13 protein-coding genes are annotated in these 11,624 nt (G+C 43.8%); 4 read left to right on the top strand and 9 right to left on the bottom strand.

Annotation, left to right across the window (positions count from 1 at the left end; translation table 11 throughout):
* On the bottom strand, nt 1–1,962 hold a 1,962-nt coding region (locus A3763_RS03535; protein ID WP_197482735.1), incomplete at its 3' end, for an efflux RND transporter permease subunit.
* Entirely contained in the window at nt 1,962–3,065 is a 1,104-nt protein-coding gene (locus A3763_RS03530; RefSeq protein WP_082865095.1) for an efflux RND transporter periplasmic adaptor subunit, read from the bottom strand. The genes A3763_RS03535 and A3763_RS03530, both read right to left, overlap by 1 nt.
* A gap of 314 nt (nt 3,066–3,379) precedes the next feature.
* Between A3763_RS03530 and A3763_RS03525 the strand changes: the two genes are divergently transcribed.
* On the top strand, nt 3,380–4,060 hold the full coding sequence (locus A3763_RS03525; RefSeq protein WP_231872087.1) for a phosphoglycolate phosphatase: 681 nt from the start codon (nt 3,380–3,382) through the stop codon (nt 4,058–4,060).
* A gap of 41 nt (nt 4,061–4,101) precedes the next feature.
* Here A3763_RS03525 and A3763_RS03520 read toward each other — a convergent pair whose 3' ends face one another.
* From A3763_RS03520 to A3763_RS03495, 6 genes are all read right to left on the bottom strand, one after another.
* Nucleotides 4,102–4,374: a DUF6160 family protein gene (locus A3763_RS03520; protein ID WP_068553332.1), complete on the bottom strand. Its 273-nt coding sequence runs from the start codon at nt 4,372–4,374 to the stop codon at nt 4,102–4,104.
* Nucleotides 4,371–5,012: a glutathione S-transferase family protein gene (locus A3763_RS03515; protein ID WP_082865159.1), complete on the bottom strand. Its 642-nt coding sequence runs from the start codon at nt 5,010–5,012 to the stop codon at nt 4,371–4,373. The genes A3763_RS03520 and A3763_RS03515 overlap by 4 nt, the downstream gene beginning before the upstream one ends.
* Before the next feature lie 48 nt (nt 5,013–5,060).
* Nucleotides 5,061–6,095 (bottom strand): AraC family transcriptional regulator, encoded by a 1,035-nt coding sequence (locus A3763_RS03510; protein ID WP_068510461.1) that lies wholly within the window; start codon nt 6,093–6,095, stop codon nt 5,061–5,063.
* Nucleotides 6,096–6,201: 106 nt separating this feature from the next.
* Nucleotides 6,202–6,885, bottom strand: coding sequence for a DNA-3-methyladenine glycosylase I (locus tag A3763_RS03505; RefSeq protein ID WP_068510459.1), 684 nt, complete (start codon nt 6,883–6,885; stop codon nt 6,202–6,204).
* A gap of 2 nt (nt 6,886–6,887) precedes the next feature.
* Nucleotides 6,888–8,336 carry an HD domain-containing phosphohydrolase gene (locus A3763_RS03500; RefSeq protein WP_068510457.1) on the bottom strand — a complete coding sequence of 483 codons (1,449 nt, stop codon included), beginning with the start codon at nt 8,334–8,336 and terminating at the stop codon, nt 6,888–6,890.
* A 133-nt stretch (nt 8,337–8,469) separates the two neighbouring features.
* Nucleotides 8,470–8,868, bottom strand: coding sequence for a GFA family protein (locus A3763_RS03495; RefSeq protein ID WP_068510490.1), 399 nt, complete (start codon nt 8,866–8,868; stop codon nt 8,470–8,472).
* A 227-nt stretch (nt 8,869–9,095) separates the two neighbouring features.
* Between A3763_RS03495 and A3763_RS03490 the strand changes: the two genes are divergently transcribed.
* Together A3763_RS03490 and A3763_RS29945 are read left to right on the top strand one after the other, a co-directional pair.
* Nucleotides 9,096–9,533, top strand: coding sequence for a DUF4124 domain-containing protein (locus tag A3763_RS03490; protein ID WP_068510455.1), 438 nt, complete (start codon nt 9,096–9,098; stop codon nt 9,531–9,533).
* Nucleotides 9,527–10,432 carry a peptidoglycan DD-metalloendopeptidase family protein gene (locus A3763_RS29945; RefSeq protein WP_082880363.1) on the top strand — a complete coding sequence of 302 codons (906 nt, stop codon included), beginning with the start codon at nt 9,527–9,529 and terminating at the stop codon, nt 10,430–10,432. Before A3763_RS03490 ends, A3763_RS29945 begins: the two co-directional genes overlap by 7 nt.
* 5 nt (nt 10,433–10,437) lie before the next feature.
* On the opposite strand, the gene A3763_RS03480 is transcribed toward A3763_RS29945, so the two are convergent.
* The gene (locus tag A3763_RS03480; protein ID WP_068510452.1) at nt 10,438–10,893 is read right to left on the bottom strand and encodes a hypothetical protein; all 456 of its coding nucleotides are present in this window, start codon (nt 10,891–10,893) and stop codon (nt 10,438–10,440) included.
* Nucleotides 10,894–11,186: 293 nt separating this feature from the next.
* On the opposite strand from A3763_RS03480, the gene A3763_RS03475 reads away from it, so the two are divergent.
* Nucleotides 11,187–11,624: hypothetical protein (locus tag A3763_RS03475; RefSeq protein WP_156494871.1), on the top strand; the 438-nt coding region annotated here is incomplete at its 3' end.

Raw genomic sequence — 11,624 nt, 5'->3', positions numbered from 1 at the left:
AATTTCTGACGCTACACGCCGCTTATCCCAATCAACAAATTGAAACTGAATTGAACCGATCACATCCTCGGCCATTGCATTCTGAGCTTGATTGAAAGAACGGGCATAAATTGATTCAAGCTCGTTTTTGCCTTCAATCAGACTTAAAAACCGACGTTCAACCTGTTTTAACAAGGCATCTTTTTCATGTATCGATAAGTCACCTCTAGCGTGAATAAGAACCTGCGCGCTATCCGGTTCGACATCTGGAAAGAACTCTACACCCTTTCCGAAAGCCCCATAGGCGACATAACTGAAGACTATGACGCCCAGTGCACCGATAAATGTTAAGCCCGGTCTCTTCAGCAAGGCACTCAAGCTTGAAACATAGGCCCGTTTCATCACACCGGCTTCTTCATTCAATGAGCTTATTGTATGCGGATGACCTCCATCACGTTCATACTCGTCTACTAACTTCCCTTTAGCCTTAGTTTGCCCTCCTAACCATGAGCCTAAAACGGGCAAAAATACCAGAGCCATAACAAGCGATGCCATCAAACAAATCATCACCGTAATGGGTAAGAACTTCATGAATTCGCCGACAACACCCGGCCAAGCAATCAAGGGAAGAAAAACAGCCAGCGTTGTCGCGGTCGATGCGATGATCGGCCATGACATCCGCTTTGATGCACTTGCGTAAGCTTTCGCTGCCGACATCCCTTTACTTTGATTTCGTGAGGCTAACTCGGCAACAACAATGGCTCCATCTACCAACATCCCGACAACCAGAATCAAGCTAAACAGCACCACAATATTCAAGGTCAAACCCATCATATTAATAATCATAATACTGCTAAGGAAGGATGCTGGAATAGCTATGCCCACCAAGAATGAAGAACGTAAGCCCAAAGCTCCAACAATGACGATCATGACCATAATAATCGCGCTCGACACGTTGTTTTGCAGATCTTGGAGCATATCTCTGATTTCGCCCGACTTGTCGAGAATAAACGTTTCCTTGACCGCAGCAGGCCAAAATTGACGTTTTTCTTTAACAATAGCCTTAACGCTTTCAATCACTTCGATAATGTTTGAACCGACACGCTTTTTAACTTCTAAAGACAAAGCAGACTCCCCGTTTACACGAGCAAACCCTGTCGGGTCTTTAAAGGAGCGCCTTACCGTCGCAACATCCCTAAAACTCACCACCCTATCACCAACCACTTTGATCGGCAGGGCCATAATATCTTCCAGATCCTCAATAACACCCGGCACTTTAATGACATGACGACCATAACCACTATCTATGGCGCCAGCAGCAACCAACTGGTTATTACGATTAACAATGCTCAACACGGTCTCAAAGTTTATCTGGTATGTTTCCAGTACCAGCGGGTCAACAATAATTTCCAATACTTCATCGCGCTCGCCGCCAATATCGACTTCCAGCACCCCAGGAAGCGCCTCCAAGTCATCTCTTAGATCTCTCACAATAGCCAATAACTGCCGCTCAGGAATAGGGCCTGCCAAGCTCATGCTGAAAACTGGAAACAGAGCGACGTTTACTTCATTAACTTCAGGTTCATCACTACTCGCAGGTAGCTTTGATTTGGCACGGTCAACCTTTTCACGGACGTCATCCAAGGCCGTATCACTGTCAAAACCGGCATCAAATTCAAGCGTCACCGATGCATGCCCTTCGGAGGCAACGGAGCTCATCTCTTTGACACCCTCTATCGACTTAAGCTCTTTCTCCATTGGCCGAATAAGTAGGCGCTCGGCATCTTCAGGTGAAATACCCTCATGCGACATCGATACGTAAACAATAGGAATGGCAATATCCGGCTCAGACTCTTTTGGGATACTCTGATAAGCAAAAATCCCGGATATTAGTAAAAATACCAAGACCAACAGCACAGCACGGCGACGCTCTATCGCCCAGTCGATTGGCGTTTTTGGTGCCGTACCAAAGTACTCTTTCATTAAGAATCTACTCCTGACGCCTTATCTTCTGCCGAAACTCGAACAGGGCTGACCTTTTCACCAACCGAAACAAAACCTTGCCCGACGGTAATAAGCTCAAGCACCTCGGGTAAACCGCCTAGCCAAACACCATCATTCTCGCTGCGTAAGAGTTCAACCGGATATGCTTTTACCCGCCCCTCAACATCGAGTCCTTTAATTTGCAGTTCACCCTGACTATCAAGGCTTAATAATGAAGGAGAAAGTTTGTGGGCTTTTTGCTGGCCAAGCAAAATACTAACGCGAGCGCTTTGGCCAAAGCGTTTTACTTGAGACGAATTCTGCGCCAAGGCCTCTATTCTGAAAGCGCGTGTCGCCAAATCAGCAATGCTCGATATATAAGTGATCTTGCCCTTTAGCTCAGTACCATTGAGTAACTTTGCCTCAACCACTTGCCCCAAAGCTAATTTGGCAACGTGCTGCTGAGGAACATCAGCACTAATGATAAGCGCCTGATCGTCGACAATTGTTGCCAACACAGTGCCTGGAGCAACGTAGTCACCCTGCTCAACGTGTAAGTCATTTAAAACACCCGCAAAAGGGCTAAGTATATGGGTGTGTTCGATTTCCAGCTCAACCTCTTTAACCGCGGCTTCAGCCGCCATTACATTCGCCTGATTTTGTTGCAGCTGATTTTCGGATAAGAGATTCTTTTCCTTCAGACTTAAGCTTGATTTCAACTCGGCCCTTGCAACCTTAAGATCCGCTTTAGCCCTTGCCAAGCGAGCCTGCCTATCATTCATCGCCAAATTGAGCACACGTTGACCGGCTGTCATTCGATCACCTTTCTTGGCGATCAATTTAGCAATAGCTCCTTCGGTCTCAGCACGAATATCAACATTTCTATCGGCATCTATTTCACCTTGCAAGTCGATACGCTGTGTGAGCTCCTGTGCCTTAAACTGCTTTACGGTCACGCGGAACAAACCTTCATCGCGCTGAGATGATTCCGCAATAACGTCCTGTCCTTGGTGCTCGGCATCATCTTTAAAATTCCCCGATAGAATCCACAGGGTAGCGACTATTGCCATAACAATAGAAAAAACTAAAGAGCGGTTCATCATGCCTCACTTAAAAGCTAATCAATCAATAAAGGATGGCCATTTAAAACGTCAGTAAACTAAGGCCTTGAGTTAATATCGATAGCATACACTAGAAGGGAAGAAAATTTTATGACCAATAGTCACAAAAAGTAAAATATATTGAACTCATATTCAAATAGCCTGTTTTTAAACACCACTAAAGCTTCCTTTAACAATTAAATTTGCTCCTTAATCCCAATAGCATGCAAAGACACGACAGGATTCGAGCTGCCATGTAGAATAATCGATAAGATCATCAGAAAATATTCTGAAAACTAACAGTAATAGGATTACATGTGACACTTATTGAAAAGGTTTGTAGCAAACAGGCTCGGCTCATAATGTTTGATCTGGATGGCACCCTCATTGATTCGGTACCCGACTTAGCCTTTGCTGTCGACTGTATGCTGGTCGACCTACAACGAGAGAAAGCAGGACAAGATAAGGTTCGACACTGGGTGGGCAACGGTGCTGCAATGTTGGTAAAGCGGGCTCTAAGCAATAAGATGATACCCAAGAAAGTAGATGGAGAGCTATTCCAACAAGCCTATCAAAGCTTTTTAGATCACTACCAAGACGTCAGTGGCCGACAAAGTAAACTTTACCCACACGTCAGTAAGACCTTAAAACAACTAAGAGAGCACTACCCTTACCTGGCAGTAATTACGAACAAACCAGAGCAATTCACTCCGGCACTCCTAAAGGCTCATGACTTACCTGAATTTGACTTGATACTTTGTGGTGACTCTTTACCAGAGAAAAAGCCTCACCCGGCTCCGCTTCTGCACTGCATGAATACTTTGGGGTGTCATGTCAGCGAGTCAATCATGGTGGGCGACTCGCTGAGTGATATTAAGGCCGCTAAAGCGGCTGGCGTAGCTGTTATCTGTGTTGAATATGGCTACCACCAAGGAGAAGATCTTTCCAGTTATCAGCCGGAGGCCTTGATCAGCAGCTTTGATGAGCTAGTGAAGTAACTAAAGAAAGAAGAGTGAAAGTTCTGCAGTTCATACTTACGTCATTTATCATCAGACAAAACATACACGATTCTAGGAGGCTCGGGTATATTATAATCTTGCTGCTTACGCGATTTGCCATTACCTGAGTCACCAAACTTGTAGAGAATTTGACCTATCGACAACTTGTACTCAATATCGATGGTAATCCCGGCCTGGCCTTTTTGTTCTTCTAGTGATTGGTCATCCAGTTCTTTTAGCTCTGCAGAACTAAAAGAACTCAGCGCAAGCAAGCTTAAAGCTAATAGCTGATATCTCAATTTAAAGCACATCATTCAGCACTCACTTTAACAAGTGCCTGCTGACATGCTTCGCGCTCATACAAGGCATCTTTATAGGCTTTCATACCGGGCAATAACTCAAACTTAAAGCTTTCCGCCCAAGCTAGGGTATGCGCTAAAGCAATATCAACCATGCTAAAAGCATCGCCTAAGGCAAAAGTCGGAGACTCACCGATCAGCTTCGTCAGTGCCTTTTGTGCCTTTTCGAACTCCCAAAAAGTAGTCGGCAGTACATCAGCGACACGGTGTTCTTTAGGAATGGCAAAACGATGCTTGCCGTTGGTCCACAAAGGCTGCTCCAAGTCGGACAAGATAAAGAACATCAGTTGGTCATAATGACCACGAAGTACCGGATCCGAAGCAGGTGGACATAAGTTCTTATCAGATACAGCGCCAAGATAATTAACAATCGCAGCACTTTCAGTTAATACCAAGGGGCCACCAGAAACAGAACCGTCAGCAAGCGTCGGCACCTTACCTTGAACATTCATGGAACGATAATCTTCACTGTTCGTGCCTTTCTCGCCCGCGCTGCCAAATTCTACCGAGATATATTCGTAATCAAGACCAGCCTCTTCAGCCGCCCAAACACAACGAAAAGAACGTGATGTACCCTTGCCATATAACTTCATCAGTTAACCCTCTATTTTAGTTTCAATGGGGTCAGACTCGATTGATTTTCAATCGAGTCTGACCCCATTGAAACTCTTTGCTCGAAACTTTGCAGGAGACTCGCCCGTCCATCGTTTAAAGGCCCGGCTAAAAGCACTCAATTCAGAAAACCCTAACAAAAATGCAACTTCACTAATAGAAACCTTGTTTTCCTTCAAATAACGCTCAGCTTCTCGCTGCCGAACTTCCTCAACCAAAGACTGAAAGGATACCTGCTCTTTTTTCAGTTTTCGATAAAGCGTATGACGGCTCATATTGAGAGCCTTTGCAGCACGCTCAACGTCCAGTTCTGCATCTTCGGCCAAGTGACGCCGAATAAAACGCCTGACTTTATCTTTGATATCAGAGCTTGAAGCAACCTTGCGAAGCAGCTTTTCAGCATAAGAGGTTAAAACACTAAGCAAATAAGGGTTGCCATGCTTCACTTTCAAATCAAGCGCCGATTTCTTAAACACAATACCAGTCTGCTCTTGAGAGAACTTAAGCTCGCCCTTACAGACTTCCTGATACTTAGCTATATATTCAGGCTGGGCATGCTGAAAGTTAAAGCACTGAACCTTGATTCTCCGACCTGTTAAATAATCACATCGTGCCAGGGCCGTTACCACCATACGCTCCATTTCGGAAATGCAATAACAGTCAGGTGACAAGCTTTTAAATTCTAGGGTTGCCCACTCATCGCCTTCTTTAAGGGTTAGACAAGCGGCCTCATTCACAATACTGAAAAAGCGCGCATACACCTGGAGCACATCACGAAGCGTCTCACACTGAAAGGATGCCTGAGCGACAACACTGAAGCGAGCCGGGTCAATTTCTTCACCTACATAAAGACCAATTTCAGCCTGCTGAGTATAATCCTTGGCGATATCCCAAATCTTGTTTAATTTAGAAATAGGAATACGAGCATCAAGGTTTTCAATATCTTTCCGACTAATACCTGATTGCTGCGCTAACTCTTGCTCTGACATTCCCCTATCAAGTAAGACATGATAGACATCAGAAATTGTACTAATACTGATGCTTGGAGAGGGTGAGGATGCCATGTTTAGCCTTTTTTGTTCTTATCATCTAGCTTCGTTGATCTACTTCACTGCTTTATTGGCCTAGTCTACGCAATACTAAGCCGATAGTTCAATAGTAAAGGAAGGCTTAACGCTCATAAATATCACCGTATGACAAACCTAAAAGCTGGCTAATTTTATTCAGGGAATAAGCTGTTTCTGCCTGCCATTGATCAATCGTTTCTTGTAACAAAGCCCAAGCTTTCTTTGAATTCGGCATCTTGTTAATGCTACCAGCTTGCGCTAGAGCTCCAACAACATCAGCTGAAAGAACCAAGGTATCTACACCTAGTCGCCGTAGAGCTATCTGACCAACCCGTCCACCCAAACGATTTCCACGCGCTTTTAGCAACTGAATATTATCTGTGAAATCTTCAGCTTTCCAGGATGCAAAAAACTCACCTAGAGAACGGTGCTCTTCTATAAGATCTAGTAAGAACATCGCATTTTCTCGAATTGAACTAACCTTTGCCCAATGCTTAACAATCTTGCCGCCTTTCATTTTCTCTTCTAACGCCTCATCAGACAATGACGCGCAATATCGCAAATTGAAGTTAGCGAAGGCTTCTTCAAAGGCGGGCCATTTATTGTCAATGACACTCCAGTTAAACCCTGTCTGAAAGACTATCTTTGAGAAGGCAGATAGCCAACGGTCATCAGATATCGCTAAAATTTCATCTGAGGATAAGGGGGAGTTAAGCGTGGCATTAACTTGCATTGCCCCGCCGTGACGAGCATAGGCTCTTTCTTCAATTTCCGTAAAAGACATCATCGCTAATGGTCATCCTTATATTCTGCTGCAATCTCCGTAAACTCGCCCTCACACGATATGAAAGCAGCCACCACTCTGGGGTCGAAGTGGCTCCCTTCACCATCAAGGATAATTGACTTAGCTTTGTCATGATCAAAAGCTGGCTTGTATACACGTTTACTAATCAAAGCATCGTAGACATCTGCCAAAGCCATTAAACGCGCAGACAGTGGAATAGCATCACCCTTTAAGCCTTGAGGATATCCGCTACCATCCCATTTTTCATGATGAGAGGCGGCAATCTCTCGTGCATAACGCAAGAAAGAATTGCTTCCCAAGCGGGCTTCGGCAACCGCTAAAGAGTCTGCCCCCAATTGCGCATGCGTTTTCATGATCATGAACTCTTCATCTGTTAGCTTGCCTGGCTTGAGCAAGATACTATCTGGAATACCTACTTTACCCACATCATGCAAAGGTGCCGACTTATATAAAAGATCCACCGTCTCAGCATCCAGATAGTCTTTGAAGTCGGGATGTGCACTCAAATGTTCCGCTAGCACACGGACGTAATGCTGAGTTCTCAGAATATGGCCACCGGTTTCATTGTCCCGGGTTTCTGCAAGCGAAGCTAGCGCTAGCACAGACACATCTCGAGTCAATTGAAGTTCGTCCCTATGCTGCTGCAAACTGGCAATCATCGCATTGGTACCCTCAGCCATACGCCCAAACTCATCATGACTGACTACCGGCACTCGCTGTTCCAGGTCACCATTCATCACCTCAAACAAGGTATGATTCTGGTAATAAAGGTACATATTCAAGTTTGTCACATAGGAATATATGATCCGAATACTATATACCAAGAGGACAGCAGCGACGAAGGCTACCTCTTTGAGAATGCTAATGCGCGCATCATTTATATCCAAATAACGGCTACTATCGACCAACCAACTTAGGTCTTTATTAATAACCAAAAAGAATACCGTCGAGATACTGAATACCAATACAATTGCCGCCGCCGAGAACTTCTTACCAAAGGAAAGAAAGTTCTCCCTTAACTGCAATGCCATCGACTGCTTAATGAGATATTGAGCAATATCTTTCTCTCTACCTAAAGATAAATCCAGCGCCACAAACGCGCCGAGTATTAAGGTGCCCATCACAACCTTTAATAAACTATCTAAAGGGGCGCCATGAAACACTAAATTGTGAATATTCAGAGCGATACCGGCGCCTATAAATAAGCTCAGATCTAGAAAGAATTGGAAAGACACCTGACGGTCAAGTGGTTTGCGATCTATCCAGGAAATACTAAACAAACGAATAGCTAGAGCAACGAGTATGGGGAAAACCAGGGTAGTTGCCGTTATCGATTCCAATAAGGGGCAGACTTGGCCGCCATATAGCATAAAAGCAATGGCTGCTAGCAAATAATGTGCGGCCACTCGTCTCTCAACTTTCACATGCCTCATAGTTTATTTCCCTGGATAAGCAGACCGAGCCACTGATGTAATTCGCGGCTATATTATTGTGACAAATTCTATCGCTAGAAGTTTAGTGGATATATAACAAAGTACTTTCCCATATATACGAAGCTCCCAACATTTAGACTTTGTGCTGCTCATAGCGTGGACGCTCGGCTTTGGCGTCAAACCACTCTGACTTGGACTCACAGAAGATCTCATATTGCGGCCCAGGGAACTCCCCTTCAGTGATAGTTCCAAGCCTTAGTCTTATTGTTTCGGGCATATCGGTTCTTTGACTATATAAAGGACTTCCGCAGTTGCTACAGAATACGCGCTTTTTATTAGGGCTCGACATGAAAGTCTTCAAATGATCAGCGCCACTCGTAATGGTGAAGTATTGACTCTCTATAGGTGCGTTAGTAACAAATGGCGTTCCTTGAGCCTTTTTACACTGATGGCAGTGGCACATCGCAACCTCTTGGATATCAGCATCATATTGATACTGCACCTCTTCGCAAAGACAAGTTCCTTTTATCATGTATCTCTCCGGCATTTTTATCCTAATGAAACAACATAACCTGTAGACCTCTGTAGCTCAAGCATTTCTATAATGAGAAGTATTCACTCTAGCTAACACAAGTACCTTCGGCCTAAATCGCTTATCAATTCCTTTAGCATAAACCGCTACTTTTGTTAGAATAGCTCCCTTATCAGGGACTATAAAAGTTAGTATGAAAAAAGCATACTAGACAAGGGAGTATTTAAGTGCAGACCAAACTACTATTTTTTATCACGCTCTGTGTACTGGTGTTACCAAATGTGAGTGCTGAGGTTTTTCGCTGGACTGACGCCAATGGGCAAGTTCATTTCAGTGATCACGCTCGAGCGCCTTCTGCTGCAAAAGAAGTCGAGATCGACACAAGCAAAATGAATATAACCAGTGAACTCAGCTCACCCGAGCAGCTTCAACGCCAGGCAGAAGATCTGGACGCATTACGCCAGCAAAAACTCGAACAATGGCAGAGTAAACGAAAGGATCAACCTACAAAGGACGATTGGTGTAATTGGGCACGATCTTATTTACAGACGATTGTAGGTCGTGTTGTTTTTCTCGATGACAATAATCAAGCTGTCAAAGTCTCTGAAAAAGAGCGTAAAGAACGGGCCCAGAAACTGGCAAAAGAGATAGAAAAACGATGCTAAAGATAAGCTTCGTTGCGCTGACGCTAGCATTGATCTTTGCGTTCTCGGCTCAAAACGTATACGCCCAAATATACAAATATCAAGGTAGTGATGGTAAGTGGCACTATAGCGATAAAAAACCTGCTTCCAAACAAACAAAAGTTGAGAGTATCAATTACCAAAGCAAAACTAAGAAAACACTTAAACCTCATCTCGTGCTTTCACACAGTGACAATGGAACTGACTTTATTGTTCACAACCCCTATTTTGCACCAATTCAAATATTCTTAAGTGTTGGCACGCATAAACTAAGCAAGCTTATTCCAGAAAATTCACAAGAAGCAGTATATCAAAGCCAAACCCGCATTTTTTCTGGCGAACATCGTTTCTTCTATGTGATCGGCTCCCCTGACAGTCGTCATACACAAAGCCACTACTTACCACCATTCAAAAACTTTAAACCAATGAAAGTCACGCAAAGCTTCAAGGGCCGCTTTAGCCACAATTCGCAACCAAGCCTATATGCAATCGATATTGGTATGACAGTAGGAACCCAGATTAGCGCAGCGCGCGGTGGAGTCGTTATTTCGACAAAAGATGACTATGCCTCAGCTGGCGTTTCAAGCCCTTTTTTTATTGATAAAGCGAATGTCGTAAGAGTTCTTCACGATGATGGAACTTATGCGGTGTATGCACATTTACTCTTGGGCAGTATACGAGTGAAAGCTGGGGATAAAGTTAAGGCAGGTCAAATCTTGGCGCTCTCAGGGAACACGGGTTACTCCACAGGCCCACACCTACATTTTGTTATACGTAAAAATGACAAGGGGCGGAGCAAGTCTCTACCTTTCAAACTAATGCAAAAAGGAAGCCCACTTAAACCTGAGCAGGGCATGTGGTTGCTTCCAACTGGGCATTAAAATATTTACTTGATTCCTAGCTTACTTAGGTCGCTGAGCTCTCGAGTTGCCATTTCTTCATTTAAGCGAGTAATCGTATATTTTGCTTGTTCTTGCTTCGCTTCTTCTTCCTTGTCTTTGAAGTAGACTTTAATTTCAAAACTATCCTGGGACTGAATAAGCGCCTCGGCTCTCACTAACTCGGTGTCTAGGCCTGGATACAAATCCAGCTTGCGCTTAACAATCTTTTTTATCTCGCCCTCTAAGCTTTTTAATGCATCCTTACTTGGGGCTGCGCCTTTCTGTTTACGTATAAAACGCTTCATTTTCAGCGCTCTATCAGCGCGAGAAAGCAAGGACATATTCCAGGCAACAACAAGCATATCTAGACGTGACTGTAATTCACTCGCACTGCCCGCTGAATAGAGTAGATCACCACTTATATCGACCAGCATTTGTGAAGTATTTTCTTGTTCCGACATAAGGCCTCTTATTGAAGGTAAGTAATATTCTTAAACTGCTTGCAGTATATCCCAGGCACCCAATGAGTGCATTAACTCTCAACAACACTACCTATATTGAACCGCAAGCCCGGCGATAAGCTGTCAATAGCGTTCACTAGTTGTTTTTGGCAAACTGGTCTCAAAATTAAACTATACGACAGTTAAAGATAACGTTAATATAAGTGCTATAAATACTGCTACTAGGGAAGCATTTCTTAAGGGAGCTCTTAAAGGAACTAAGGTAAGAATCATAGCATTTTCTGCCACAACGAATGACGTGGCTAAACTTTATCTTTAGTGAGCTGACTGTGATTATCACCATTATCCATACCCTTGAAGCGCTAGTTGTATTATTAATCGGCATCAAGTTTCTAAAGATTAGATCTTTATACAAAGAGGCTTACAGTCACAACTCTCTAGCAGCAACCAGTACCCCTGATTCCGTCCAGCAAACTAAGCACTCAAGAACAGTTGCCGCGCCAGGCAAGGCATCCAAGCCAAAGTCTTTTCTAAAAACGCTTCCCGAACCTGAAGTATTATTTTCAGTAGAAAATGAAAGCCTAAGTTCGAATGAAGCAACGAAACCTATCGCCAAAAAAGATTTACTAAATGATTATATCGATGACTTCTTTTTTGATGCGCCGTTACAAGAAAAGCCCGTAAATAAAGACGCTATTGTTCATAGCCATGTAAAAGATTCATCTAACGAT

The sequence above is a fragment of the Oleiphilus sp. HI0128 genome (assembly GCF_001635365.1).
Note: the sequence above shows the minus strand (reverse complement) of the source record. Positions and strands in the feature narration are given on the sequence as shown.